This window comes from Enterobacter cloacae complex sp. 397G4 (assembly GCF_050031515.1).
In the GTDB taxonomy this organism is placed as follows: Bacteria; Pseudomonadota; Gammaproteobacteria; order Enterobacterales; family Enterobacteriaceae; genus Enterobacter; species Enterobacter hormaechei_C.
In genome coordinates, this window is sequence record NZ_JBLGWE010000001.1 from 2166772 (window position 1) to 2193765 (window position 26994).

The 26994-nt window shown below is 54.3% G+C and carries 28 protein-coding genes and 2 pseudogenes; 16 read left to right on the plus strand and 14 right to left on the minus strand.

Annotated elements, in window-relative coordinates; genetic code table 11:
- Positions 1-397 precede the first annotated feature (397 nt).
- The 3 genes and pseudogenes from ACQG1Y_RS10540 to umuC form a co-directional block, all read left to right on the plus strand.
- Positions 398-910, plus strand: a pseudogene (locus ACQG1Y_RS10540) (terminase small subunit); the annotation flags it as partial.
- 29 nt (positions 911-939) lie between these two features.
- Complete coding sequence (locus ACQG1Y_RS10545; protein ID WP_237767003.1) at positions 940-1626, plus strand: DUF6453 family protein; 687 nt, start codon at positions 940-942, stop codon at positions 1624-1626.
- A pseudogene (umuC, locus tag ACQG1Y_RS10550) lies at positions 1608-2510 on the plus strand (translesion error-prone DNA polymerase V subunit UmuC); the annotation flags it as partial. The gene ACQG1Y_RS10545 and the pseudogene umuC, both read left to right, overlap by 19 nt.
- Positions 2511-2807: 297 nt before the next feature.
- On the opposite strand, the gene ACQG1Y_RS10555 reads toward umuC, so the two are convergent.
- Positions 2808-4274 (minus strand): UbiD family decarboxylase, encoded by a 1467-nt coding sequence (locus ACQG1Y_RS10555; RefSeq protein ID WP_063135101.1) that lies wholly within the window; start codon positions 4272-4274, stop codon positions 2808-2810.
- A 10-nt stretch (positions 4275-4284) separates the two neighbouring features.
- Entirely contained in the window at positions 4285-4860 is a 576-nt protein-coding gene (locus tag ACQG1Y_RS10560) for a UbiX family flavin prenyltransferase (protein ID WP_047637532.1), read from the minus strand.
- A gap of 96 nt (positions 4861-4956) precedes the next feature.
- Between ACQG1Y_RS10560 and ACQG1Y_RS10565 the strand changes: the two genes are divergently transcribed.
- Together ACQG1Y_RS10565 and ACQG1Y_RS10570 are read left to right on the plus strand one after the other, a co-directional pair.
- Positions 4957-5433: a MarR family winged helix-turn-helix transcriptional regulator gene (locus tag ACQG1Y_RS10565; protein WP_063135102.1), complete on the plus strand. Its 477-nt coding sequence runs from the start codon at positions 4957-4959 to the stop codon at positions 5431-5433.
- Entirely contained in the window at positions 5417-6433 is a 1017-nt protein-coding gene (locus ACQG1Y_RS10570) for a GlxA family transcriptional regulator (protein ID WP_063138408.1), read from the plus strand. The genes ACQG1Y_RS10565 and ACQG1Y_RS10570 overlap by 17 nt, the downstream gene beginning before the upstream one ends.
- Before the next feature lie 93 nt (positions 6434-6526).
- Here ACQG1Y_RS10570 and ACQG1Y_RS10575 read toward each other — a convergent pair whose 3' ends face one another.
- Entirely contained in the window at positions 6527-7909 is a 1383-nt protein-coding gene (locus ACQG1Y_RS10575; protein ID WP_368740535.1) for an MFS transporter, read from the minus strand.
- Positions 7910-8173: 264 nt separating this feature from the next.
- Positions 8174-9085: an aromatic amino acid DMT transporter YddG gene (gene yddG, locus ACQG1Y_RS10580; protein ID WP_063135105.1), complete on the minus strand. Its 912-nt coding sequence runs from the start codon at positions 9083-9085 to the stop codon at positions 8174-8176.
- Positions 9086-9480: 395 nt separating this feature from the next.
- Here yddG and ACQG1Y_RS10585 point away from each other — a divergent pair, with 395 nt between their 5' ends.
- The 5 genes from ACQG1Y_RS10585 (at position 9481) to ACQG1Y_RS10605 (ending at position 14502) form a co-directional block, all read left to right on the plus strand.
- A complete protein-coding gene (locus ACQG1Y_RS10585) occupies positions 9481-10377 on the plus strand; it encodes a dihydrodipicolinate synthase family protein (protein WP_114503531.1) in 897 nt (298 codons plus the stop codon).
- Positions 10378-10386: 9 nt separating this feature from the next.
- Positions 10387-11889, plus strand: a complete 1503-nt coding sequence (locus ACQG1Y_RS10590) for an aldehyde dehydrogenase (protein ID WP_063138410.1) — start codon at positions 10387-10389, stop codon at positions 11887-11889.
- The gene (locus tag ACQG1Y_RS10595) at positions 11864-12172 is read left to right on the plus strand and encodes a hypothetical protein (protein ID WP_225561461.1); all 309 of its coding nucleotides are present in this window, start codon (positions 11864-11866) and stop codon (positions 12170-12172) included. The genes ACQG1Y_RS10590 and ACQG1Y_RS10595 overlap by 26 nt, the downstream gene beginning before the upstream one ends.
- Positions 12173-12267: 95 nt before the next feature.
- Entirely contained in the window at positions 12268-12969 is a 702-nt protein-coding gene (locus ACQG1Y_RS10600; RefSeq protein WP_032707853.1) for a GntR family transcriptional regulator, read from the plus strand.
- A gap of 213 nt (positions 12970-13182) precedes the next feature.
- The gene (locus ACQG1Y_RS10605) at positions 13183-14502 is read left to right on the plus strand and encodes an NAD(P)/FAD-dependent oxidoreductase (RefSeq protein ID WP_063135107.1); all 1320 of its coding nucleotides are present in this window, start codon (positions 13183-13185) and stop codon (positions 14500-14502) included.
- Between the two features lie 454 nt (positions 14503-14956).
- On the opposite strand, the gene ACQG1Y_RS10610 is transcribed toward ACQG1Y_RS10605, so the two are convergent.
- From ACQG1Y_RS10610 to ACQG1Y_RS10620, 3 genes are all read right to left on the minus strand, one after another.
- Positions 14957-15475, minus strand: a complete 519-nt coding sequence (locus ACQG1Y_RS10610; RefSeq protein ID WP_058688860.1) for a GNAT family N-acetyltransferase — start codon at positions 15473-15475, stop codon at positions 14957-14959.
- Between the two features lie 26 nt (positions 15476-15501).
- Positions 15502-15963: a GNAT family N-acetyltransferase gene (locus ACQG1Y_RS10615; RefSeq protein ID WP_048229285.1), complete on the minus strand. Its 462-nt coding sequence runs from the start codon at positions 15961-15963 to the stop codon at positions 15502-15504.
- 65 nt (positions 15964-16028) lie between these two features.
- Positions 16029-16631, minus strand: coding sequence for a helix-turn-helix domain-containing protein (locus tag ACQG1Y_RS10620; RefSeq protein ID WP_048229287.1), 603 nt, complete (start codon positions 16629-16631; stop codon positions 16029-16031).
- Between the two features lie 43 nt (positions 16632-16674).
- On the opposite strand from ACQG1Y_RS10620, the gene ACQG1Y_RS10625 reads away from it, so the two are divergent.
- From ACQG1Y_RS10625 to ACQG1Y_RS10640, 4 genes are all read left to right on the plus strand, one after another.
- Positions 16675-17370: a B3/B4 domain-containing protein gene (locus ACQG1Y_RS10625; RefSeq protein ID WP_048229289.1), complete on the plus strand. Its 696-nt coding sequence runs from the start codon at positions 16675-16677 to the stop codon at positions 17368-17370.
- Between the two features lie 20 nt (positions 17371-17390).
- The gene (locus tag ACQG1Y_RS10630; RefSeq protein WP_048229290.1) at positions 17391-18284 is read left to right on the plus strand and encodes a dihydrodipicolinate synthase family protein; all 894 of its coding nucleotides are present in this window, start codon (positions 17391-17393) and stop codon (positions 18282-18284) included.
- A 60-nt stretch (positions 18285-18344) separates the two neighbouring features.
- Positions 18345-19556, plus strand: a complete 1212-nt coding sequence (locus tag ACQG1Y_RS10635) for an MFS transporter (RefSeq protein WP_368740536.1) — start codon at positions 18345-18347, stop codon at positions 19554-19556.
- Positions 19557-19659: 103 nt separating this feature from the next.
- Complete coding sequence (locus tag ACQG1Y_RS10640) at positions 19660-19974, plus strand: DMT family transporter (protein WP_063135111.1); 315 nt, start codon at positions 19660-19662, stop codon at positions 19972-19974.
- 123 nt (positions 19975-20097) lie between these two features.
- On the opposite strand, the gene ACQG1Y_RS10645 is transcribed toward ACQG1Y_RS10640, so the two are convergent.
- Positions 20098-20769: an SOS response-associated peptidase gene (locus ACQG1Y_RS10645; protein WP_063135114.1), complete on the minus strand. Its 672-nt coding sequence runs from the start codon at positions 20767-20769 to the stop codon at positions 20098-20100.
- 633 nt (positions 20770-21402) lie between these two features.
- The gene (locus tag ACQG1Y_RS10650; protein ID WP_017384578.1) at positions 21403-21630 is read right to left on the minus strand and encodes a hypothetical protein; all 228 of its coding nucleotides are present in this window, start codon (positions 21628-21630) and stop codon (positions 21403-21405) included.
- A 151-nt stretch (positions 21631-21781) separates the two neighbouring features.
- Here ACQG1Y_RS10650 and ACQG1Y_RS10655 point away from each other — a divergent pair, with 151 nt between their 5' ends.
- A complete protein-coding gene (locus tag ACQG1Y_RS10655) occupies positions 21782-21946 on the plus strand; it encodes a YnfU family zinc-binding protein (RefSeq protein WP_213083756.1) in 165 nt (54 codons plus the stop codon).
- A gap of 161 nt (positions 21947-22107) precedes the next feature.
- Here ACQG1Y_RS10655 and ACQG1Y_RS10660 read toward each other — a convergent pair whose 3' ends face one another.
- The 3 genes from ACQG1Y_RS10660 to rstA form a co-directional block, all read right to left on the minus strand.
- Positions 22108-22326, minus strand: a complete 219-nt coding sequence (locus ACQG1Y_RS10660) for a cold shock domain-containing protein (protein ID WP_017384577.1) — start codon at positions 22324-22326, stop codon at positions 22108-22110.
- A gap of 387 nt (positions 22327-22713) precedes the next feature.
- On the minus strand, positions 22714-23133 hold the full coding sequence (iraM, locus tag ACQG1Y_RS10665) for an anti-adapter protein IraM (protein ID WP_015570651.1): 420 nt from the start codon (positions 23131-23133) through the stop codon (positions 22714-22716).
- A gap of 389 nt (positions 23134-23522) precedes the next feature.
- Positions 23523-24239 (minus strand): two-component system response regulator RstA, encoded by a 717-nt coding sequence (gene rstA, locus ACQG1Y_RS10670; protein ID WP_015570649.1) that lies wholly within the window; start codon positions 24237-24239, stop codon positions 23523-23525.
- A gap of 127 nt (positions 24240-24366) precedes the next feature.
- On the opposite strand from rstA, the gene ACQG1Y_RS10675 reads away from it, so the two are divergent.
- Positions 24367-24702 carry a GlpM family protein gene (locus ACQG1Y_RS10675; RefSeq protein ID WP_015570648.1) on the plus strand — a complete coding sequence of 112 codons (336 nt, stop codon included), beginning with the start codon at positions 24367-24369 and terminating at the stop codon, positions 24700-24702.
- Here the strand turns inward: ACQG1Y_RS10675 and folM are convergent.
- A complete protein-coding gene (folM, locus tag ACQG1Y_RS10680; protein ID WP_047717840.1) occupies positions 24699-25421 on the minus strand; it encodes a dihydromonapterin reductase in 723 nt (240 codons plus the stop codon). The two genes, ACQG1Y_RS10675 and folM, sit on opposite strands and share 4 nt — an antisense overlap.
- A gap of 39 nt (positions 25422-25460) precedes the next feature.
- Positions 25461-26843 carry an amino acid permease gene (locus ACQG1Y_RS10685; protein WP_003857548.1) on the minus strand — a complete coding sequence of 461 codons (1383 nt, stop codon included), beginning with the start codon at positions 26841-26843 and terminating at the stop codon, positions 25461-25463.
- Positions 26844-26994 lie beyond the last annotated feature (151 nt).

Genomic DNA, 26994 nt, shown 5'->3' on the forward strand with positions numbered 1-26994 from the left:
ACAATGAGCTTGCTGAAAAACGCTCTCACATCGCACTATCACTCCGTTTCACTTTGGCTATGAATGTCTCTGTAATGGAGAGGCCTTCTGCGAGTTCGGCATCTATTACTGATACGCCAAAATCCTTTATTAAATCAAGAAGTAATTCGTAGGTTTGGATGAGTTCAAGAATTTTGTATATGGCTTTTTGGTCGTGCCTGTTTGGCAACTGAGTAGCAGCAGATGATTGATGTACAATCCATTCGAGATTGGTTTTGATTCTCTCTACGTCATCGTAGCTATACATATGTCATGAGCTTAAATCCTCATTTCAAGATTTTTTTGAGAAAAATACTTCATTGCTTCAAATAATGAAGCTATGAGTGACGTTTAAAATTCATTCAATTTAGAGGTGACAATGGCTAAGCCGGACTGGGGCGAGCTGCAGAAGCGGTTCCTGTCTGATCACGCTGCTACTGGCATATCCCCTAAGGAATGGTGCGAGGCACATAACCTTAATTATGTAACTGCTCGCCGCTATATCAAGAAAGCTACTGCGCAAAATACAAAAATTTACGCGCAAAAGATAGCGCGCACTGCGCAGAAAGATAAAAGCGCAGATGAGCTGGTGGATATAAAGCTCAGTTCGAAGGTAAAGCGCTTCATTGCTGAATATCTGAAGGACAATAACGCCACAGCCGCCGCTGCACGTGCTGGTTATAGTGACCCAAACTACGGTCGTCAGCTTATAGCGAATCCTAACGTTGCGCAGGCTATTGCGCAGCAACAAAAAGCCTCCATTGCGCGCACGCTTGGCAGTGCCGATGAAGTCCTCGCGCAGATGTGGCAGCTTGCCACCTTCGATGCTAACCAACTCTCTCAGTATCGTCGTGGCGCGTGTCGTTACTGCTGGGGCTTCGGTCACCAGTATCCGGTGGACGCGTGACGCAGAACTCAACGATGAAGGATGTAAGCATCAGTGAGCGTGAAAGTACGTACACGTTCCCCGGAAGTCTCTGGCAGATATTTCCGTCAGGCCAGCGTAGTGGGGTGGGGCTGCTAATCAGCAACAGCACTGACTTCACCTCAATAACCAATGCCACGCATTCAGGGCAGTGTATCTGGAAGGGGACCGTCAATGTCCCCACAGGCGGCTGGGCAGTTCCCACGATAGCGGGGTACGACAAGTCCAAATATATTGTCTTTGGGCGCTGCAATAGCGGTAACACCGTCGATTTCGATGGCAACACGGTCAGGTTCTTCAGCCCTCCATCCACCAACGATGACGCTCCGACGACCGGCACGATAGATATTGTCATCTTCGCCAGTGGTGTGGCGCCGCAGCCGGGCACCGGGCTAAACATCTTCAATGCAGCCGGGGCTTGCACGTTTTCGACGACAAGGCGGCCTTTCGTTTACCTCAATCAACTCTGGACGCCTTCGAAAAATACCGTGAGCATCGGCAGCGGCTATGTTCCGCTGGGCAGATTCGGGCTGATGGCTCACGAAGTAAATGGCATGTACGTGTATCGAATGTTCGGAATAAAAATACAGAACGGCAGTGCTTCAGTTCAGGGTGGGAAATATCTGGGGCGCGAGCGGTATGCAATTTTTGGTAATGACACGGTATCCGCGCTACAGTTCTGAAGCGTACGCACCTGACTGTCGGGGTTGGCATCGCGCAGACGAAAACCCTCGCCAAGCTGGCAAACCACGCCGCCAAGAAATGGCAGCGCCAGACGGGCGGGCTAGTGGACCTGTCCAATATTGACCGTCAGCGCAGATTGTTGGTTCTGGTACCCGTTGAGGACGTATGGGGCGTCGGCAGACGCATCAGTAAGAAACTGAACGCCATGGGCATCAAAACGGCTCTGGACCTCTCTGAACAAAGCACGTGGATTATCCGTAAACACTTTAACGTAGTACTCGAGCGAACGGTCCGAGAGTTGCGCGGCGAGCCATGCCTAGATCTGGAAGAGTTCGCACCAGCAAAGCAGGAAATTGTATGCAGCCGTTCATTCGGCGAACGCATTACCGAATACGAGCAGATGCGGCAGGCCATTTGCAGCTATGCTGCCCGTGGCGCTGAAAAGCTACGTGGTGAGCACCAGTATTGCCGCTTTATCTCTGCATTCGTTAAGACCTCTCCCTTTGCGCTTAACGAGCCATATTACGGTAACAGTGCGTCCATGAAGCTTCTCACCCCCACTCAGGATTCCCGAGACATCATCAACGCTGCGGTAAAGTGCCTGGACAAAATCTGGAAAGATGGTCACCGATATCAGAAAGCGGGCATCATGCTTGGGGATTTTTTCAGTCAGGGCGTTGCCCAGCTCAATTTGTTTGACGAGAACGCCCCACGCGCTGGAAGTGAAAGGTTGATGGAAGTGCTGGATCATTTGAATGCGAAAGATGGAAAGGGCACGCTCTATTTTGCCGGGCAGGGCGTACAGCAACAGTGGCAGATGAAGCGTGAAATGTTATCTCCACGCTACACCACAAGGTATTCAGACCTTCTTAGGATTCGATGATTTTGATTCTTAGGTCCGCTATGTGCCAAGAGCGGACGTTACTAACATTTATCTGCATCAATCTGTGGGGAGCAGGTCAGTGTATATCTTCTTTCAGTTGATTCAGGTATTACTGAGATAAACGCCACAGGCAGGTACGACTGGCAACATACTGAAGATATTTCCGGGAATACAGCGCTGCTGCCAGGCTCGAAGGCGACAATGGCTTTGACCTTGTCGTTTTTCATCGCTGTATAAGTGGGCGATGGGAAACCCGGATATGCCTGTCAGTTGTTTAAACAGACAGGCTTAAGAGACTTATAGCTCCGACGGCCAGTTCTCCAGTACGCGCTGGCGTACCTCTTCCGGATACCCCTGCTCAAACGAGGCATGCAGATGGCGGGTGGACTGCAGCGTATCAAACACCACTTTTGCCCCCTTACCTGCCACATACTCTTCTTCTTCATAACACTGCGGCAGGCGGATCACGCGCTGATCGTTAAACACCACGCGGCGGCCAACCGGATGTACGCGGGTTGAGAGCACCCACACCACTTCGCGCAGGTTGGTGGGATCAAAATCATCGTCTACCACGTAGACCTTCGGAATAAATACCATCGCGTCGGTCTTAAACAGCACCTCGCCGATGTGTTGCGCCAGAGCTTCGCTGCTGACGCCCGGCAGCAGCTCGCGCCAGTTCTGCGGCACCACCACCAGCAGCCAGTGGACGGTGGAATCTTCCGGGATCCAGGCCGTGACGATCGGCAGTTCCGCTTCACGCAGATACGTCAGGGCATCGGCGGCCAGTCCCATCGCCCAGAGCGTATGCGACTCGTCGGTCGGGCGGCCGGTGATCGACATCGGCCAGATCGGATCGTCCCGGTGGGTAATGGTCTCGACGTGGAAGGTTGGTTGGGCAGACGAGCCCTCGCCGAGATAGCCGCCATACTCACCGTAGGGCCCTTCCTGGCAATCGCGGGTGATGGAGACATGACCCTCAATCACGATCTCTGCCGTGGCTGGCACGTCCAGATCGATGCTGACCGCTTTCACCACCGGCACCGGCTCGCCCGCCAGGGTGCCAATGTAATCCGCCTCGTCGGCGTGGGCCGGGATCGGAATGCCGGACACGCAGGAGATCGCCGGAGCCGGGCCCTGCACCAGCGCGTAAGGCATCGGCTGGCCGAGCTTCACCCACTCGGTCCAGATCTGGCCGATATGCTGGCTCGGGACGATCAGTCCCACCATCCGCTTGCCGTCAACCTTCATTACGCGGGCGATAGACCAGTTCACCCATTTGCCGTCCGGCGTTTTAACAATCAGCGTGCCCCAGGTGTTGGCGTAGCGACCGCCGTCCTTGTCGTGGGCAAAGGGGAGCGGGAAGCGATCGAGGCTGGCCGCCTCGCCACGCAGGATATTCTGATGACACAGGGCGTCCGCAGAGGCCACCCGTACCGGGGGAATGCCGGGCTTATGGCGGGCCGCCGACAGCGCTTCGACGATCTGCGGCCCGGTTGATTCTGGAGCCAGGCCGAGCGACATCGCCACGCGGGCATAGGGTATCTCCTTGCGGGAGGAGAGGCTGGCCGGGGCACCGAACAGGCGGAAACCGGGAGCCACGCCAGCCACCTTATGGAACAGCGGGGCAGGGGACTGGATCTCATAGCTGCGACGGGTAATGGCGCTTGGCTCAAAATCACCGTCCACTTCGCGGGTCACGTGCATGATGTCGCCCATAGCGTCGAGGGCATCGATATAACTGCGTAAATCACCGTAATAGTTCATCAGGCTCTCCTTAAGCCGTGGGAGCGGAGTGAGGTTCACCCCAGCGTTTCGTTAAAGCGTTATCCAGGCCAAACTGATCAAGAATGCGCGATACAAAGTGGTTGATGATGTCGTCCGTGCTGGTGGGGTTGTTATAGAAGGCAGGCATCGGCGGCAGGATCATCGCCCCGGCGCGGGTCAGGGCGAGCATGTTCTCCAAGTGGATGGCGTTGAGCGGCGATTCCCGTGGCACCAGCACCAGCTTGCGCTGCTCTTTCAGGGTCACGTCGGCGGCGCGGGCAATCAGGCCATCGCCGTAGCCGCAGCGGATTGCGGCAAGGGTCTTCATGCTGCACGGCACGACGATCATGCCGTCGACGCGGAATGAGCCGCTGGAGATGGCGGCCGCCTGGTCGTGCTCGCTATAAGTCTTCGAGGCGAGGGCGACAACCTCCTGTACACTGTAGGGCGTTTCCAGTTGAATGGTGGCGCGCGCCCATTTGGAGATGATCAGATGCGTTTCGACGTCCAGATCTTTCAGCGCGGCCAGTAAACGAACGCCAATTGCAGCGCCTGTAGCGCCAGTCATGCCTACAACAAGCTTCATGCGAGTTCTCTGTAGCAATACTTTTAGGTATAGTTCGAGCTCAAACTGTTTGTGCTCGAACTATATGTTTGTCGTTTTCAGGAGTCAAGAGAGTCGATGGCAGAAAATCGCGACTTAGTCCTTGCCGCGCCCCTGTGGCCGCACGGCGATAGTTCATTAATGCATCTGATGCGCCGCGCAGGGCAGCACTCCACTATCTGCTGGAGCCAGTGCGTCGATACCGGGTTATCTGCCGTGCAGTACGCCATACTGGTAGTGCTGGCGGAAGAAACCACCTGCGACCAGCAAACGCTGGGGAACCGTGCCGGCTTTGATAAAGCCACCGGCACCTATGTGATCGATCGGATGACCAAAAGTGGGCTACTGAAGGTGCAGACCGATCCCGCCAACCGCCGCCGCAAGCTGGTCTCCATGACCGCAGAGGGCGAGGCGATGCTGGCACAGATGATTGAGCAGGCCAAAAGGGCCGAAAAGATGATCACCGCCGGTCTGAATACCCAGGATATCGCCGACCTGAAGCGTCTGCTGAGCAAGCTGGGGGGATTGCAGGAACCTGATGAGCAAAGTGCCTGACAGCCACAGTGAGCCGAAGCCCGATCTGACGATCGGCTTTCTGCTGATGAAACACTTTACGCTGGCCTCGGTGGCGGGGCTGGTGGAGTCCCTGCGCTTTGCGGCGGATGAGTCCTTCTCCAGTCGGCAGATCTTTTGTCGCTGGGAGTGGATGACCTGTAATGACCAGCCGATTACCGCCAGCTGTGGCCTGCCGGTGTCGCCTAGTGCAAAGCTCGATTTCTCAAAAGAGTGGGATTACTTCGTGGTGGCGGGCGGGCTGCTGGAGGAGACCCGCCAGTCGCCGGAATGGCTGCTGCAGGCCCTGCGGGATCTGCACGCCCGCAATATTCCGATCATTACTCTCTGCAGCGGGGCCTTTGTCGCCGGTAACGCCGGGCTGCTGGACGGTCGCCACTGCGCGATCCACTTCACCACCCGGGATGAGTTCCGGCTGCGCTTCCCGAAAGCCATTCCGGTGATCGATAAAACCTACATTAAGGACGGCGGGATTATCTCCTGTCCGGGCGGCACGGCGATTGACCTGGCGGCGGATCTGATCCGCCAGCACTGCGGACTGGTGCGCTCGCAAAAGGTGCTGAAATATCTGTTGGTGGATGAGGTGTCCACGCCGAAAGCGAAGCACAAAACGCCGCTCGGTGAACCTGACGTCTACGAGAACCCGCTGGTCACGAAGGTGATTGAGTTTATGAAGCACCATCTCGATTCGCCGGTACCGCTGGCAGAGGTGGCGGAGTTTGCCGGAGTGACCTTCCGCCAGCTCAATCTGATCTTCACCCAGTGTACCGGTCATTCGGCGGCGGTGTACTGGCGGCGGATGCGTCTTGAGCAGGCGCGCAAGCTGATGGCCGACTCCAGCAACAGCATTAACGCCATCGCCACGGCCACCGGTTTTGCGGATGCCTCGCACCTGATCGCCTGGTTCCGTAAGCAGTACGGTGAAACCCCCAGTTCATTCAGAAAGCGGCGCAGGAAAGTGGAAAAACTGGTGAAAGAGTGAAGGACTATTGCCCGGCGGCGCTTTGCTTGCACGGGCCTACGGATTTTGTAGGCCGGGTAAGCGCAGCGCCAGCCGGCGTTCTTTTTACGAAAGTTACAGCATGTGCCGCTTCGCCATCGACCCCGGCACACTCGCTTTTGGTGACCGGGTGTCATCCAGCGAAGCCGCATCGGCAAGGCTGCGGGCATTGGTTTCCGGTGCCAGCCACCAGGAGACGGCCAGTCCCACAAAGGTGATCGCCGCGGCGATATACATAGTGGTGCCAATACCCAGGCTCTGTAGCGAGGCGGGTACCAACCAGGTGCCGACCGCAGCGCCAATGCGCGACAGCGAAGTCCCCACACCTACGGCACCGGCACGGATCTCCGTTGGGAAGATCTCGTTCGGGTAGACCAGCTGCAGCACCTGCGCCCCACCGATAAACAGCGCATAGGCACCAAACATCAGCAGAATAATCATCGACGGCCCGTCACGCAGCAGGCCCAGCAGCAGCAGCGCCAGCCCCGACCAGAGGAAGCTTTGCAGCAGCAGTTTGCGGCGTCCAAGGGTGTTCACCAGTCGGGTGGCAATAATGCAGCCGACCACGAACAGCAGGGTAATGGCGACGGAACCGTAGGAGGCCCATTTGCCGCTCAGGTGCAGGGCGTCCAGCACTTTCGGCGCAAAGGCATACACCGCGAACACCGGGATCACCGAGCAGGTCCAGAAGATGGTCACGAACGCCATGCGTTTACCGTAACCTGAGTGCAGAAGGTTGAAGAAGGAGAGGTTTTTGCTTTCCGCCTGCTCCGGCAGGTTGCCCAGGCCAAAGTCAGGGCCATACACCTTGCGAATAATCGCTTCGGCTTCTGCGTGACGGCCTTTGCTGATCAGCCAGCGCGGGGATTCCGGGGTGCCGAGACGCACCAGGAACAGCAGGGCACCAATCACTGCGGTGCTCGCCAGGGTCAGACGCCACGCATCCGGGCCGCCAAAGTGCAGCAGCGCTTCGCCGATCATATAGGCCGCAGCGGCACCGGCAAACCACAGGATGGTGAGGGTCGCCAGGCACGGCCCGCGGTTTTTCTTCGGCAGAAACTCCACCAGAAAGGCGGTCGCCACCGGGTACTCAATACCTACAGCCACGCCGTTTAAAAAGCGCAGGGCAAACAGCATTTCGCCGCTCTGCACCCAGTATTGCGCCACGGAGCAGACCACAAACAACGTCGGACCGACGAAATAGAGCATCCGTCTGCCCAGCCGGTCGGTGAGGGCACCGCCGATAAAGCCGCCAAAGAAGATGCCGATCAGCGCCGAGGCGGCAATCAGCCCTTCCCAGAAGGCGGTCAGCCCCAGGGCCGGGGAGACCTTCATCATGGCGATGCCGATAATGCTCAGCACATAGCCATCGACGAAGGAGCCGCCGCCTGAGCGAACGGTTAGCAGACGGTGAAAGCGGTTGAGTGGTACGTCTTCAACAGAAACGGTATTTGACATGGTAACTCCTGTCTTTCCCCGATATCGTTGAATTAATGGGTCACAGCAGGAATAAACATCATTAGCGATGAATGTTTATTCAGGCCGAGCGAAACCGCTTTCCATTAATCATCGATTACGGAATAAATATAGGTCTAAGAAGGTTCAAGCGTTAAATAAGAGCGTGCGTTATTTCGCGTAATTCATGGCAAATACTCCTCCGCTGCAGGATGGTCGGATAAGATGTTATTTATAATTATTATATTGTTACTGTGCCTGTTATTTTTAAGATGCTTCGTCAGATAATCGTTTTACGGCAACCGTGCGCGTCGACCACCAGCAGATCAGCGATCCGAGGCTGACCATCGCCGTGCCCTGCCAGAAGGCCAGGGTCAGGTGCGAATCCAGCATAAAGGCAGCCAGCACCGCTGAGATGATAGGAATAAAGTACGACGCCGCCGCCAGCACCGTAACGTTGCCGTGCAGGATCCCGACGTTCCAGGCGGCATAGCCAAAGCCCATCGCCATTGCCGCCAGCATCAGGCTGATCCATGCGTGCCACGACAGAGTAAATTCCGGCTGGGGCGAGGTGTGATATTTCACCCACAGCGTCAGCGCCGTTAAGATAAAGAACAAGGTGATACCGTTATTTCCCTGAGCGATACGCTGGGTGACTACGCAATAAATAGCCCAGATCACCGCCCCGCTGAATGCCAGCCCGTAACTTAACGGATTATCCATAACGTTGTTCATCATCTCCGTCAGCGAAAATCCACCATCGCCGCCTAATACCCGGCCTATTCCGACGATGGCTAAAATCACCCCGGGAATAATTAACGGACTGGTTTTCTGCCGGTTAACGATCACCGCCAGTAAAATGGTCATGCTCGGCCAGAGATAATTCACCATCCCCACTTCAATCGCCTGACGACCGGTATGGGTAAAGCCCAGCGACAGCGACAGGCACAGCTCATAGCAAACGAACAGCACGCTGCCGATGATGAGATAGCTCAGCGGGAACTTTTGGATCTTCGGAAAGCCGATGGTAAACAGCAGCAGCACCGCGCTACAGGAATAGATCAACGCCGCCCCGCCCACCGGGCCAAAGCCTTCGCTCACGCTTTTGATCAGGCCGACAATCGCGCTCCAGAGCAGGATGGCGATCAGGCCAATGAGTGTCGCTTTCTTATGGGGCATATCCTGTACCTCTGTTTACATTCTGGTCACAACCCGGGCTTCCGGAGCGCCGCTTTGTTAAATTCTGGTTAACTGCAGCATTAAAACTATGCCGCCGGAAAGGTGCTGTAAATACGTATCAGCGGGTGATAATTCGGGAATGTGATCGCTATCGGAAATCATATAGAAAATTACTACGATAAAATAATGCATTTATTTTATTGATTTTTAATGTTTAAATTTTTCATGTTTGTCAAAATCTTCTGTTAATACGTATTTATGTTGTATTTTTCTTGTATACAAAAAATATTCACTCGTTGACCTTTTACCTCCCCCTGTGCAAATTTTTAACAAACGCAGTGCATCAGGCTTGCGTAGCAGACTGTGATGGTCGTGAATTCCCCCTGGAGGTTATCGTGTTGACATTTGAAGGTATCTACACCCCGGCAATTACCCCTTACGCAGCCGATGGCAGCATTGATTTTGCGCGCTTTTCCGACGTGCTGGAGTCGCTGATCGAGGCCCGCGTTCACGGCATCATCATCGGTGGCTCTACCGGCGAATACTACGCCCAGAGCCCGGAAGAGCGTAAAGCGCTGGTAGAACACGCCCGCCAGGTGATTGGCTCCCGCCTGCCGCTGATTGTCGGCACCGGCGCAATCCGTACTGAAGATGCGGTGGACTACGCCAGACATGCCCGTGAGCATAAAGCCGATGCTATCCTGGTAACCTCGCCGCCGTACGCCCTGCCGACCGAGCTGGAAAACGCCCATCACGCGCTAGCCGTGGATAAAGCCGCCCAGCTGCCGATCATGCTCTACAACTACCCGGGCCGCATGGGCATCACCATGGGCGAGACCTACTTCCGCGAAGTGAGCCGCTCGTCGAACGTGGTCGCCATCAAAGAGAGCTCCGGCGATTTCAACAATCTGCACCTGCTGGCCTGCAAGTTCCCGAATATCGCGCTCTCCTGCGGCTGGGACGATCAGGCTCTCGAGTTCTTCGCCTGGGGCGCGCAAAGCTGGGTCTGCGCCGGTTCCAACTTTATTCCGCGTGAGCACGTGGCGCTGTATGAAGCCTGCGTGGTGGAGAAAGACTTTGCCAAAGGCCGCAAGATCATGGCTGCGATGATGCCGCTGATGAACTACCTCGACGGCGGCAAGTTCGTGCAGTCGATCCGTTACGGCTGCGAGCTGAACGGTCTGACCTCCGGCACGGTGCGTGCGCCGCTGCAGGATCTGAATGATGAAGAGAAAGCGCAGCTGAAAGCGGTGATTGCCGATGTGAAACGCAACGTCGCTGCGGCGCTGTAAGGAGGCGATATGAGTCAGCTGCATACCCTGGATGACGTAACGGCCATCGCCCGGGAGCTCTCCCTGGCGAGCCAGGCCTTTATCAACGGGCGCTTCGTGGCCGCGCGCTCCGGCAAGACCCTGGCGACCACCAACCCAGCCACCGGGGAGACGATTGGCTACATCGCCGCCTGCGACGTCACCGACGTCAACGCGGCGGTGGCGGGGGCGCGCAGCGCGTTCGAGGCCGGAGGCTGGAGCAAGCGGGCACCGGGCGAACGTAAAGCTGTGCTGCTGAAACTGGCGGCGCTGATGGCGCAGGAGATCGACCAGCTGGCGGTGCTGGAGAGCCTCGACAGCGGCAAACCGGTCAGCGAATGCCTGGCGGTGGACGTGCCCGAAACCATCCACGTGCTCAAGTGGCACGCCGAAGCCATCGACAAACTCTACGACCATACCGCCCCGGTGGGTAACAGCGCGATGGCGCTGGTGGTGCGCGAGCCGATTGGCGTGGTGGGCTGCGTTCTGCCGTGGAACTTCCCGCTGCTGATGCTGGCCTGGAAAATTGGCCCGGCGCTGGCGGCTGGCTGCTCGGTAATCGTCAAACCGGCGGAGCAGACCTCGCTCACCGCGCTGCGCGTCGCAGAACTGGCCTTTGAGGCAGGCATCCCGGCGGGCGTGCTAAATATCGTCACCGGCACCGGCAAAGCCGTCGGAGAGCCGATTGGCCTGCACCCGGATATCGACATGGTGAGCTTTACCGGCTCCACCGCTACCGGACGGCGCTTCCTGCACTATGCGGCAGAGTCCAACCTCAAGAAGGTGGTGCTGGAGTGCGGCGGTAAAAACCCGGCTGTCGTCTTTGACGATGCGGGGGATCTGGCGGCCGTGGCTGGCCACGTGCTGAACGGCGCATTCTGGAATATGGGCGAGAACTGTTCAGCCACCTCGCGCCTGCTGGTGCAGGAAAATGTCAAAGAGGCGCTGCTGGCCGAGATGGCAAAACAGATCGGCGACTGGCCGATGGGCAATCCGCTCGATCCCAACAACCGACTGGGGGCGATGGTCTCGACGGAGCATTTCAGCAAGGTGAGTGGCTATCTCGACACCGCCCGCCAGGAGGGGCTGCGGATGGTGCAGGGCGGCGATACTGAGCAGGGCGTTTATGTCCAGCCGACCATTATCGACGGCGTGACGCCGGAGAGCGCGCTGTTCCGGGAGGAGATCTTCGGCCCGGTGCTGTGCGTCACCACCTTTAAAACCGAAGCCGAGGCCATTGCGCTGGCCAACGATACAGAATACGGTCTGGCCGCGTCGGTCTACACCAGCAGGCTGAACCGGGCCATTCGCGTCTCGCGCGCCATTCGTGCCGGTACGGTGACGGTGAACTGCTTCGGGGAAGGTGACGCCACCACGCCGTTTGGTGGCTACAAGCAGTCGGGCTTTGGCGGGCGCGATAAATCTGTCTTCGCCCTCGACCAGTACACCGAACTGAAGACCCTGTGGATTGATCTCTCTGAAGACGACGCCTGAAGCCGTTTTTAACGGTCTGGAAGAGAGAATCCATTTCTATTTCTGTCTTCTGGTGGCGGTTGGCCTGTCGAGAAAGCAGGGACGCATTGGCTCAAACCGCCAGAAAAATGCCTTTATCATGAAGTGGCTAAAAAATGCCGGGCAAATGCGGTCATTTCGCCACGTTGCCGGCAGTGAAATTGTCTGGCTGCGTGGGGAGATCCTGCGCCATCCCCCGGACCGGGATCCGGAGCCCCTCCTGAGGCTGATCTATCAGACTGCCAGCGAGATGCGCAGAGCATGATTGCTGTGGCTGATAATTTTGCTGTTGCACATCTTTATCTGTAGGTTAAGCAACATCATAGTTAAGCATCACAGGTCGATTTTCAGGAGGCGGCAATGAGAACGGGAAAGGTAGCGCTGTATGAGGATCTCAAACGACATATTCTCACCATGGAGCTGGATCCGGACGAGCTGCTGGATGAAGCCGCGCTGACCGCGCAGTACGGTCTCTCCCGTACGCCGGTGCGTGAAGTATTCCAGCGCCTGGCGGGGGAAGGGTATCTTGAGATTGTGGAAAAACGCGGCGTACGGGTGATCCCGATGAGCCACTCGACGCTGCGTAATTTCTTCCTGGTGGCACCGATGATCTATGCCGCCACCGGACGCCTTGCGGTGCAGCATTACAAACCGGCGCAGCTTAAGGCGCTGAAAGAGACCCAGAAACGCTTTCGTAAGGCGGTGCAAACCCGCGATGCCGAAGCGCTGGCGCTGGAGAACAACCGTTTTCACGAGATCATGGGCGAGATGGCGGCCAACCCTTATCTGCAGCCGAGCCTGGGGCGTTTGCTGATCGACCACTGTCGCATCGGACATACCTTCTTCCGGCCGCAAAACGAGGACATGGAGCGCCGTTTACAGCTGGCTGCGGATCATCACGATGCCTTTATCGCTGCCATCGAGGCGCGTGACGAACAGGCGGTGGTCGATCTGGTGTTTGAGCACTGGGAACTGTCGCGGGAAAACATGGAGATCTTTATCGCGCCCCAGGGGCTGAAAGCCGATAACTTCGCCCCTTTCCCGGAGGGGGATAACCGCTGATCGCATCTCGCTAAGGCCTGCTGGCACCCGCTGACAGGCCTCCTTTCCCCATTCGTATTTCTTCTCTGACGCCCGCTGCGCCGGGCTTTGTATGCCTTTTTTATCATTCTCGCAACTATTTTTATACTTGATGTATACATGAGATATACATCACATACACATTTTCTCGGGATGGCTAACATTGATTCAACGCTACTTACCGGAGTAACCCACGTGCAAAAGATCACTTCTCTACCTGCTGACGACGCCCTGCCGGGTTGGTATCACACCAGTCAACCGCGTACCCCGCGTCCTGCTCACGTCGGGCAAAAGCATGCCCGCTGGGCGATAGTCGGAGCCGGATTAACCGGGCTGGCCGCGGCCCGCCAGCTGGCGCTAAACTTCCCGGATGATGAAGTGGTGCTGGTTGAGGCGCAGGACGTGGGCTACGGCTCCTCCGGGCGCAACGCCGGTTTCGCCATTGATGTCCCGCACGATATCGGGGCGAAGGACTATATCGGTGATGTCACCACCGCGAATCTGATCCTCAAGCTCAACACCCTCGGGCAGAACTACCTGCGTGATATTGTGAAGGAGCACGGCATTGAATGTCAGATGAGCGATTCCGGCAAATATCAGGCCGCGGTGGGGGAAAAGGGGATCGCCATTCTCGAGGCTTACCGCAGCGGGTTGGAAAAAATTGGCCGTCACGCGGAGATGATCCCCGGGAAGGATCTGCCGGACCATATCGGCACCTCATACTACCAGCAGGCGCTCTACATTCCGGGCACCATTCTGCTCCAGCCCTCGGCGCTGGTGAAAGGACTGGCGGACAGCCTGCCCTCTAACGTGACCCTGTATGAAAATACGCCGATCACGTCCATCGACTATGGCGACAAAGTGACGCTGGTGCATGACCACGGCAGCATCACCGCCGACACGCTGATCCTGGCGAACAACGCCTTTGCTGCGCACTTTGGTTTTCTGCGCGGTCGCCTGCTGCCGACCTTCCTCTATGGCAGCCTGACCCGTCCGTTGACCTCCGAAGAGCAGGCGCAGCTTGGCGGTAAGCCGGTGTGGGGCGTTATTCCGGCGCATCCGTTTGGCAGCACCGTGCGCCGCACGGTTGATAATCGCATCCTGATGCGCAACAGCTTTAGCTTCCATCCCGACGGTCGCCCGCGTGAAAAACAGCTGAAGCACAATATTGAGACCCATCGTAAATCGTTCGAGCGCCGCTTCCCGATGCTGAATAAGGTTGATTTCGAATACTCCTGGAGCGGGGCCATCTGCCTGTCAGACAATCACGAAGGCTTCTTCGGCCAGCTGGCACCAAACGTCTATGGCGCGCTGTGTTGTAACGGTCTGGGGATCACCCGCGGTACCGCCACCGGCAAACTGCTGGCGGATATGATCGCCGGGGAGCGCAACGAGCTGATCGATTTCCTGGTGGCCTCGCCGGGCCCGAACAGAACCCCGCCAGAGCCGTTCCTGTCAATTGGGGTGAACTCGGTGCTGAAGTGGGGCCAGTTCCGCGCCGGACTGGAGGTATAGCATTCCGTGAAAAGGCCTGATGGCGCTCTTACTGAATGCCTTATAGCCCAATATCGCTAAGATTCGGGTGATCGCTAGACGTCTACCTAGCGGCCAGTGATAGAGTTGCTCGGATTCCTTGCTTGGCGTGCAGCTTGTTATAAGGCTGTTTGTGTGATTCAGTGGCTTCGATCTAATTGTCCTGTAACTGTGCCCATAACAATTCTGCACCTGACAAACCACATCACCACGAGTTTGTTAAATATGTTTTACCGACGCCGGACGCCGATTGGCCTGAATGGCCCTGCGACCGCTGGGCATACCATTGGTGCCGGCATCGTACTGGTAACGACAATAGTAGAGCGTTTGAGCAGTTGCCTGACCTCACGCCGGGAGACTGGATTAACTGACCGCTGACAAAATGCGTGACAATGACAGTCCGTTTTGTGCCAAAAGCGGACGTCATGATGTTTATTCAGCGAACGCCAGTTGAACGTTTCATAATGATATCTCTCTGCGGATCTGACCCAACCTGGAAGATATGCTCACCCACCTCGGTAAACCCAAGCTTATGATAAAAAGAAATTGCCCTTGGGTTATGTTCCCAGACGCCTAACCAGACAACATCCGATCCCTTTGCCTCAAATTCAGCAAAGCACATCCGCATAAGTTCTTGCGCAAATCCTCTACCATGATAGGGAGCATCAACATATAGACACAGGATTTCCCCGGCGTGAATGCTATTGACACAGGGAGGAAACTCTTCCCACCTCAGTTGGGCATACCCAATCAATTTGCTCTCGTGTTCACAGACTAATGTAACCCAGTCTTGTCTGAGGATCTCTTTCAACTGGATATGTGTTGAATAGCTTGCCTGGCAGTGAAGTTCCATATCCTCCTGAGTATTCCCATCCTGGAAAGTCTTTCTGAAGGTTCGTTCAGCTAAAATGGCAAGCTCTTCTGCATCAGAGGTATTTGCCCTGCGGATCAACATTTGTCTTTGCTTTCTGAAAAGTATTCTTAGTTTTTCCCGGGTTTACGATAAATGTCTGGTCGATTGATCTGCCAGACAAAATCTGGCCGGTTCAAAGGGTTATACCCCAGTTTCTGATATAGCCAAGGCGCACTGTCGGTTACCAGCATTATTCGTCGCAGACGTGACATCAATGGATGTGCGTGACAGCATTCAATCAGCCAACGACCAAGACCACTTTTCTGATAATCGTTTAACACGTAGACATCGCACAAATAACCAAAAGTAGCATAGTCTGTGACCAGACGGGCGAAGCCGATTTGCCTTGTTCCATCCAAAAGTGCAAAGCAAAGGCTGTTCTGGACGGATAACCTTACCGTTTCGGCATCAATGTCTGGAGCCCAGGACGATTGGGAGAGGTAATCGTGAATGGCTTCCAGCTGAAAAAAAGCGGGATCGGTTGTGACAGTAAATTTGTCTTTGGTAAATCGCAGGTGCTGATTATTCACTGAACTTCTCCTTCAGGACTGACTCGCGATGAGACAGCAGGGCTGACCACTAAACCGGGGAGCACTCAGGATGCTCTTTCATGTACTGTCATGATAAATACCAATGGGTTCTCCCCCCGATTTTCATAGAAATGAGGAACGTCTGTTCTGGCCGTTGCCGAGCAGCCAGCCTTCACCAGATACAGGTGATCATGTACGCCGAGTGTGAGAGTGCCAGTTTGTACATAAAACAATTCAAGCGTTCCTTCCGGGTGACCAGGTGAAGCAAATTTTTCCCCTGGCTGCATTTCCCACATCCAGAGCTCGGTCATATCAGGGCCACCGGATCCGGCAAGCAACCTTGCTCTTCCGCCTTTTTCGCCTTCCCACAATTGAGGGATCTCATCTTCAGCAATGAGATGTACGGTCGGTTTGGCGCTGACATCCACAAAGTCAGCCACCGAAACACCCATCGCGGCAGCGAGGCGGCATAACAGGGCAATGCTGGGGTTCGCCCGGCATCCCTCAATCTCAACCAGCGCGCCCTTGCTGACGCCCGCCCGACGGGAGAGTTCATCGAGGGATATTTTCTTTTGCTTGCGATACAGCTTAATCCGCTGAGAGACGGCTTCATTTACGGTGCTGGCTATCGCATTAGCATCGGTCATTAAATTGACTTTCTTAGTCATCGGTCATTATCATGGAATAAATTGGTCATAACAGGATTATCACGTGTTAACAGTCTCTCCGTCAATTGCCCCAGAAATCTATCGTATCGCTCCCGGCTTTCGGGCACTCAGTATCTGCGTAAAAGCCGCGCCGATTCTGAACCCTGGTATAGGGGAAACGGTACTGCTGGAAGCCTGTGAAGCGGTTCTGGCTGGCGAACCTGAATGGGCTGAATCTCATCTGGTCGCCTGGGCTGAGGTTTTCCAGACGTTTGGTGCTAAACCGAAACGCACACCATGTTCAGCGGATGCCTTACGTAAGCGCGTATTACGTGACAGTACGATGCCCGCACTCGATCCCATCGTTGATCTCTATAACGCCGTTAGCCTCCGCTATGCCGTTCCTGTGGGGGGAGAGAATATCGCTGCCTATCAGGGTTCACCGCGTCTGGTTGTGGCAAAAGGAACCGAGCCTTTTGATACCGTCAAAGACGGTGAGACCGCCATTGAATACCCGTCGCAAGGTGAGGTTATCTGGTGCGATGATGCAGGCGTGACCTGCCGTCGCTGGAACTGGCGACAGGGGGTCAGAACCCGCCTGGATGTGGAAGCTCAGCAAATGTGGTTCATTCTGGAGAGTCTGCCGCAGATGCCACTGGAGAAGCTTCATGAAGCCGGGAAGATGCTGACCGATGGCCTTGAAAAAATGATGCCCGGTCTGTGGTTTGAGGTGGCTCTTATCGAAGAGCAATACCAGTAATATCATTCAGGAGAAACACAATGTTCACCGGCTTGTCTGCTTTTCCGCTAACTCCCGTCACCGCCAGCGGCGTCGACGAACAGGGGTTCAGTAAGATTCTGGCCCGCCTGACCGCGGCCCGTGTTGATTCTCTGGGCATTCTGGGTTCAACCGGAAGCTACGCGTATCTGACCCGGGAGCAGCGCAATCGCATCGCGACTCTGGCTAAACAGCTTGCCGGAGATATCCCTGTGATGGTGTGCGTGGGGGCAGTCAGCACCGATGCCATCCTGCATCTGGTTGATGATGCGCAGGCAGCAGGCGCAGATGCTCTGTTGCTCCCGGCGGTCAGTTACCAGTCACTTCGTGATGAAGAGGTCTTCGCGCTTTTTGAGGCGGTGACCCGGCATGCGTCTGTTCCGGTCTGTGTCTACGATAATCCGGGTACCACACATTTTACCTTTACGGATGAACTGCACGGTCGTCTCTCATCACTGGCGGGGGTTCGTTCGGTTAAGATCCCTGGCGTCCCGGATAGCCCGGCAGCGGCCGCTGAGCGGGTGAATGCGCTACGCCAACATCTTTGCCCGGGAGTGACAATCGGTATCAGTGGCGATATGTATGCCGGACTGGGATTAAATGCAGGCTGCGAGGTCTGGTACTCTGTGTGTGGCGGTCTGTTCCCGCAAACCGCAAAGCAGATCACCGAGGCAGCAGCAGCAGGGGATCACGCTCGTGTTATGGCATTGACAACCCGACTGGAACCGCTGTGGGCGCTGTTCCGTAAACATGGCGGGAGTATTCGTGTGATTGCCGCTGCCGCTGGTGTGCTTGGACTGACCGATACGGATTGCCTGCCTCGTCCTCTGCAACCGCTGTCAGCGGGCGATATCGCGGATATTGCCCGAGTGATCACCGCGCTGGAGCTGAAGTAACCCACCGACAGGACCGGCACTCTGGCGGTCCTCCTGAAACCTGGCCAGGCAATAATCTTCATGACGACCCTTCAGTGTACAAACGCGCCTGTTAAGGCAGGTCTTGTCCGCTATGCCTGTGCCGCGATGCTGGCACGCATTGCGGATGGCGGCGGGGTGCTGGCAGTGATCTTACTGTGCCAGTCATCTGAACAGTATTACACAGTGACGGGGTGGATGGCTGCCTGCATTACCCTCCCACATATGCTGGGGCCGTTTATTGCCCGCAGGATCGATACCGCCAGCGACGGGCGCAGGGTCATTGCGATGGCCTGCCTGACGTATGCCTTTATTACAGGGATTATGACAGTGACTTTCGGCCACGTCCCTTTACTTTTGACGGCATTGCTTCTTATCGCCGCAGGACTCTGTGGCCCACTCCTGACAGGTGGGATCAGTGCTTTCCTGCCTGCCATGGCAGGGCCGGACCAGCCAAGTCAGCGCCGGGCTCAGGGTCTTGATGTGGCAACCTACGGTTTCGGTGGCACGCTGGGTCCCTCTGCTGTTGCCGCCATATCCGCCTGGGCTTCGCCTTCTGCGGCGTTTTACCTTCTGGCCGTTGGTACTGTTTTCGCTGCTTTCTTTATCATGCGGCTACCGGTTTCGCCGGTTACACACAGCGGCAAGCCTACAGAGGTTGCCGGTGCCATCACAACGATGAGTATGATGATCCGGCACACACCGCTGTGCAGGACACTGTACCTGACGATGGCCGTCGCCTTTGCTGTCGCCGTCCTGCCGGTTGTTGCGGTGAGTATGGCTGATGTTCTTGGTGTTCCAGCAGCCACAGCCGCTTTTCTTACCGTGGCCTACGGAGCGGGTAATCTGGCGGGATCGGTATGCCTGATGGTTATCCCACTGAGAGGTGAACCCGACAGGCTGATGCTGAGCTCCGGAGGGCTGATTGTCGCAGGCCTGCTTTCCATTCTGGTGGTCAGCAGTTTTTTACCCGTGTTTTTCTGCTTCTTCATAACCGGGGTGCTTAATGCCGCTTTTTTCGCCGCCACGCTTGCCGCACGCAGTGAATACTCCCCACCATCCTGCCGGGGGCAGGTCTTTGTCTGGGTGGGTGCAATGAAAATTACTGCGGGCTCACTTGGCACCGCAGCTGCGGGTCAGTTGATGATGTTGGGAGCTTATGCGCCACTGGTGTTAAGCCTGTGCACGCTGTCGACAGTACTGGTTATTTCTCTGTTGGCCCGTATCTGGCCATCGTTCAAATCTCATTGCTGATGGTTTAAGCAGGGATTCCATTTTATTCAGGCCGTAGCGGGACGACCCGTTACATCAGAGGCTTTCTTCGGGACGACCCGGACATATATTAAGAGGAGAAATTATGGCCTGGTTAATGCTGACGGCTGCGGGTTTGCTTGAAGTCGTATGGGCTTATGCGATGAAATTGTCTGACGGGTTTACCCGCCCACTGTACTCGATAGTGACTCTCGTCGGTATGATAGCGAGTTTTGCCTTACTCTCGGCAGCAATGCGCTCATTACCACTGGGCACGGCATATACCATCTGGACCGGGATAGGGGCAGTAGGCTCATTTGTTGCAGGCCTGTATTTTCTGGGGGAACCTGCCACACCGATGCGCATATTCGCTGCGGTGGTGATTGTAGCAGGCCTTATTATGATGAAACTGGCATCCTGAGGTATGTCTTGTGCCAGGATGGAGCAACCTGTCCTGGCAGGAGAGTAATTATCATCATATTTTTGACGCGACATATTTATGTCCGCTTTTCGCTCATTTAGGACGTGCCTGGTCTCTTACCTTTTATTGTGCCGCCTTGATTAGCTCCGGTCCCTGATTTTTTACGTTACCCACGGCGCGCCTCACAGCGTGCCAGATAAATTTGTCGGCGGGCACTGTTCCGTCGGCAATTACCTCCTCAGCTGCCTTTCCGCCTAAGTCTTGGCGCATCCATTCCCTTGCAGCCTCCGGCGACAGAACCAGTGGCCGGCGGTCATGAATATCGACCAGGCCTTTTTCAGCAGCTGATGTCACGATTAGAAAGCCCTCAGCTTCATCGCCGCGCTCGAACGGTGTGCTGCCTATCGCAGCCAAGAATATTGGCTGACCATCGGCTCGGTGAATGAAGTAGGGCTGTTTTTTGTCACCTTCCTTCTTCCATTCGAACCACCCATCCGCAAAACAGATCGCCCGACCGTGCTGCCATAGAGGCTTGAACATTCTGCTGGTGGCTGCGGTTTCTACACGCGCGTTAATCAATGGCGATTTGTCCCACCATCCAGGTGCGTAGCCCCAGAACACCGGATCGAGGTGCAGTTGCTCGTCGCGTTCATTCAGCAACAGCACTTTGGTACCGGGCGCTACGTTGTAACGTCCTATCGGCTCCGGGTCATATGCAATGTCGCGATCGGCTTCATCGGCAATGTAGGCAAGGTATTCCTCCCGGGTTTGGGCTTGTGCAAAGCGTCCACACATAGAAACCTCCAGTCAGTCAGACTGAAAGTTTAGGGCAGGGAGAAAAGTAGCGCGCGCTGGTTAATGGTGAAGTCTTACAAACGGATTCGTGGCGATTATGCTGATCAGTTAGAGATGCGTAAAGCAGTGTGTTGCGAAACTGGAAAGAGCTACGCAAAAGAGGGGGATTTTGGGGGCAGATTTGGGGGCATTTTGAAAGAGGGGGCACCGATAGGGACACAAAAAAGACCGTGCACGTCCGTAGATGTCCGTTAAACGTTTTTAGCTAACTCATTGAAATGGAATTATTTATTATAATTTCAATGAGTTGCGAATTTCCTGCACACTAAAACTGCACAAACAGCTTTTTCATTGGATAGCACCGCTAAATCAATCAATTAAGAACCCGGCTTTACTTCGTCAGCCCTGCGTGGACATCCATATCACCACAGGAACGAAGAAGGTTGATGATACACTTTCTTCGGAAACAGAGGGAGCAAAGTGAACAGCACGATTATGCGGAATAGTTAAATTTAAAGGGCAATGTCGTAAAAAAGCCTGCATTTTGCAGGCATTAATAATGATGGATTGTAATTTTTCTCATTCTGAGTGAAATAAATGCTGTGTTGTTAACCGGACTAGTGACAGTAAATATTATAAATATTGTTTGGCAGCATCAGATATTTCCTGAGAGGTAAGTTCCCTGTCTGAAGCAACATAGATAGAATTATGATCTCCCGTCAACGACGGAAAGCTTGCAGTCATGATCTGAAGATTAATTTCTTCACCATCCGGATATGTCTGGCGTACAGACGTTATGCCCTTAAGCACGATAATGACTTTGCTGGGGTTGGCATTAAAAAAAATGATCACCTTTTTCATATATCACTCTATATCTCTTTGTGATTGTGCAAGGTAAGAATATTCCAGAAGCGTGGCTCCTTTCTATTTTTTGCTCTCTTTGGGAAATAAAAGCAAGCAATATCCTGCCTTAACGTGTATGGTGGCAATCCTTTTCATTCAGGAGCAGCCTATGTCGGGACGTAAAAACTCGCAACTTCGTCGCAATTATTTAGTCAAATGTTCATGTCCAAACTGCGCTAAAGAGTCAGAGCACAGTTTCACTCGCATACAAAAGGGGGCCCAGCTTGTCTGTCCCTACTGTAGCGCTTTGTTTAAATCCTCTCAGCGTCTCTGAAGAAATACTCATACAAGAAGTGGAAGAGACGATGTTTTTCGCGGTCACCTGACCTCAATAACACTTTACTGATTTACAAGCAGTTAGCATCGGATTGTAGACTGCTTGTGCAGTCCACGAGCCAGAAGCAACATCATCGTCAACGCGGCTGTGTGCTGATATTATTTATCGCAAAGCGTTACATTCGCAGCAGCAGGGCCTTTATCGCCGCTTACGATGATAAATTCGACTTTCTGACCTTCAAAAAGTGTTTTGAAGTTCTCTCCCTGAAGGGCAGAGAAATGCACGAAAACATCTTTGCTGCCATCTACAGGGGAGATAAAACCAAAGCCTTTATCTTCCTTAAACCACTTAACCAGACCTAAAATTTTTGATGACATAAAGACTCCATTTGAACATTTCCGAAGTGATATAAAAGCTAATAAACATATAATGCTAAGGTGTGGACTCAAAAGGAGGGGATATCAGCGATAGCGCCTGGTTATGAGGATTGTCATGCAACTTGTCCAACTATTATTGGATCGGACTAACGAGACCATTAATGCACGGGCAGGGTTAATTAGCAATTTTTATTTTAGCCTTCCGGATGGCTTGCTTAAAATTGCACAATAAAAATTAATTTGGTACAAGAAGCCAGAGTTGCCAGGCGTGACTACAGCCCAAATGTCCCCACAGGAGCATTTGGGCTGTAGTCACGGAGATTTATCCGGACAAAGGCGGTGCAGCAGAAATATTAATTATCTTGATCTAAATATTTCCGATTTTCGCTAATGTCTGGATTTACCTGTGCTGACAATCAGTGGGTTGGTGGCAAATCCATGCGGGCATTTCCTCGCGTTGCAATGCACCGCGTAAGTGCATATCTCCTCGTGCTGGTTTCGATTGTATGGGCAGGCCATCTTGTTTTTAATTTCACTCCACAACATTTCGTTGTAAGGTGATATGTTGTATATCGATATAGGCTTGAAAACACCATTTATGAAGACGCCATTTTTTGTCGGATATATCCTGTCACCGGGGTACAAATAGACATCGCTTTCATACCAAATGATGAGTTTCAAGAACTTGAGTCCCAAGATGCTTGAATAAACGATTCCCGTGTTAGGACAAATTACCGAGCTAATGACTCTCCATGACATTGCTATACCTCTTTCATTAAATAATTGAGAGAGTATAAGGTTTAGCATGAGAATTAGATTTCTGCAAACACGTAAGCTATTGAAAAAGATCGATATTATTTATATGTTCGCCATTATCCCCTTTGTTTTCATAAGGATAAGATAATGATTAAGTCAATTGTAAAGATCATTTTTAGCCTAATGTGCATTTAAGTGACGGATTTTTGATCGATGATGGTGCCTGCTCTGCTGAATATATATTGTACTATAGCAATCAAATACATTAGCGCTACTTTTGTTTACGCGAAAAATGCACATCGAATAGAACTGGAGAGAGGAATCAGACCAGAGGATATGTCATAACTGACGATGCATATAATCGATAACTTTCGACGAATACCGATAACAATTCCGATGCATCGTCAGTTATTTTTTGAATATTCCAGTTGGCTCCTTTTTCAGGTTTCCCAGGCGTGCGGTGCAAACAGATAGCCCTTGTTGCGTACGGTTTTGATGCGGTAAGGTTCCGTGGCGTTATCCAACAGTTTTTTACGCAGTCGTGAAATCGCCACATCAACGCTACGATCCATTCCGTCGTAACTTACGCCGCGCAGATTTTTCAGTAATGCATCCCGGTCCATAATTTGTCCGGCATGGGTTGCCAGCTCCCACAGCAGGTCAAAATCTGCGGTTGAGAGCGCAATCAGCTCCCCGGAAAGCATAACCTGTCGGTTGACCGGGTCGATAGAAAGTGTGCCGAAACGCATCGCTTTATGCGGCGTTAAGGAGGGCGCAGGCGCTTCACGCTCAGCGCTGGCACGCTGACGCAGATGGAGGCGTAAACGGGCTAGCAGAACCGCCGGCGGCGTGGTTTTCAGGATGTAGTCGTTTGCGCCCATCTCAAGCGACAGAATATGATTCATATCGCTGTCGAGAGAGGTCAGCAGCACGATCGGGCCGTCCCATTTCGCGCGCAGATCCCGGCATAGCGTCATACCATCTTTCCCGGGCAGCATGATGTCCAGCAACACCAGATCCGGATTTTCGCGGTTGACGACGTCTTCAGCGCGATCGCCACGAGGCTCGACAACCACTTCCATATCATGTTTACCCAGATAAGCGGCGATTAATTGCCCCACCTCGGGTTCATCTTCAACATAAACAATCTTATTCATACAACGTCTGTCATCGCGAAAAACGTCAACATACACCGCGCAACCTTAACCTTCCATTAATCTTTCAAAATTAGCCGGAGTTCCGTTATCCTGCACGGGAATGTTATTTGATTGTTAAGGGAAAAGAATGGGGCTGGTGATAAAAGCCGCGCTGGGTGCGCTGGTCGTGCTGCTGATTGGGGTGCTGGCTAAAACGAAGAACTACTACATTGCCGGGCTGATCCCGCTGTTTCCCACCTTTGCGTTAATCGCGCACTATATTGTGGCCTCTGAGCGGGGTATTGAGGCGCTGCGCGCCACCATTGTGTTCGGGATGTGGTCGATCATCCCGTATTTTATTTACCTGCTGTCGCTGTGGTACTTCACCGGTTTTCTGCGTCTGCCCATGGCGCTGGGCGGGGCGGTGGTCTGCTGGAGCCTCAGCGCCTGGGTGCTCATCTTCTTCTGGAGCCGCTTTCACTAGCGCAGGGGGCGGCCACCGTCCACGGCAAACGTTCGGCCCGTGACGTAACAGCTGGTCAACAGATAATCGATCAGGTCGATCACCTCTTTCTCGCCGGGCGCAATTTTCATTAACGACTTGTTGAGCGCCTGCTGACGATACTCGGCATCATCGCCTTCGTTAAATAAAATCATCGCCGGAGCAATCGCGTTGACCTTTACCTCGGGCGCCAGCTTGCGTGCGAAAGAGCGGGTCATATTATCCAGCGCGGCTTTGCTGGCCGCATAGGCGATGTGTTTGTCGCTTCCTCGCTCCACCACGTAATCGGTGAAATGGATAATGTCGCCTGCGGCATGGCCGTGTCCGCGCAGCAAATCCTGTAGGGCATGGTTGAGCAGATAAGGCGCATTAACGTGGATCTGCATCATGCAGGCGAGCGTTTCGCTGAGTGAATGTCCTGCTTTTTCGGGAAGCCAGGTACTGGCGTTGTGAATAACCGCCCGCAGTCCGTGGGTGGTCGACTTCACTTTGTCCGCGAAGGCGAGAATACCTTCATCTGTGGAGAAATCCGCCTGAATGCAGACTGCTCCGGCATTTCGTAGCCCTTTAATGGAGGGATATTCCGTGCGGTAACTGACGATAACCGGATGGCGAAGATTGAGAAAGTGATGGGCGAGGGCGAGGCCAATGCGACGGCCTGCGCCAGTGATCAATATTGGGCGTTGCTGCGTGTGTCCCATCGTAATCTCCTTTTCAGTTCAACAATGGGACAGGCGGCGCTATCCCATTAACATCCACGTTGCCGGTACGGCAGCGACTAACAGCAAACCTATCAATGCCATTTCGCGGCGCTTAAGGGCATTATCAAGCTGATGTGTACGGCGAGCGTAGATAAACACCAGCAGGCCCGGCGCGTAGAGCACCACGGACAGCAGCAGATGCATCGGTCCGGAAGCATACAACAACCATAGACCGTAAATACAGGCGCCGACGCCTACCGCATAGTGTGCCGGGCGGGTCGCAATTTTTAACAGATATGCGCCCACTAAGAAATAGGGTACCAGAATCATCTCGGAGGCGATGGTCAGCAGCGTGTTATAGTCCGATCCTGTGAGCCAGATCAGCACCAGACAGACCTGCACGCTGATGTTGGTGAGCCACAGAGAGGCCGATGGCGCACTGTTTTTGTTCTGACGGGCAAACAGGCGCGGGAACGCTTTGTGCGTGGCGGCCAGGAACGGGACTTCCGCTGCCATAATGGTCCAGCTCAGATAGGCGCCGCAAACGGAAACAATCAGACCCGCCGCGATAATCACGTCCCCCCAGGGACCCAACATTTTCACCATCAGCCCGGCCATGGACGGGTTACGCATTTCCGCAAGTTCAGGGCGAGCTACCACGCCGAGCGACAGCAGCGTCACCAGCAGATAAACGCCCAGCGCCGCCAGTACGGCCAGCAGCGTGGCGCGTCCCACATCGCGCTTGTTACGCGCGCGGGCAGAGACCACGACGGCACCTTCAACGCCGATGAACACCCACAAGGTGATCAGCATGGTATTTTTCACCTGTTCCCAAACGGGGACGCCCAGCGCAATGCCGCTGAAATCGAGCGTAAAGACATCGAGACGGAAGGCGAGGAAGGCCAGCACGACGAACAGGCCAAGCGGCACCAGCTTGGCCAGCGTCGCCACCAGGTTAATGCTGGCCGCGGTCTGGACGCCACGCAAAATCAGCCAGTGAACTATCCACAGCAGCACCGAGGCGCCGACGATGGACTGCCAGGTATTGCCGTCGCCAAACAGGCGCAGTTCGGGCGTGTCGGTAAAGAAGCTGAGCGCCGAGAAGACGATAACCAGATAGGAGACGTTGGCGATCACCGCGCACAGCCAGTAACCCCAGGCGGAGCAGAAGCCGATCAGCTCGCCGAAACCTTCCCGGGCGTAAGTGAATATTCCGCCGTCCAGATCCGGTCGGATACGGGTCAGCAGCAGCATGGCGAACGCCAGCAGCAAAATCCCGACACCGGTAATGCCCCAGCCAATCAGTAATGCGGCCGGGCTGGCGACGGCCGCCATGTTCTGCGGCAAACTGAATACGCCCGCGCCCAGCATTGAGCTCAATACAAGTGCAGTTAAAGCACTCAGGCCAAGTTTCTTTTCCATTGGCTTCCTGTTATGAAAAGTCCAAATCCAGAATAATTATTTCGCTAAGGCGCATAAAAATGGTGGATCACGCTAAGGCGCGGGATTTTACGGAGTGTGAAGGGTGCATGCAATGACGTGTGGCAGAAATCAGAAAAAAAGTAACAAAAAA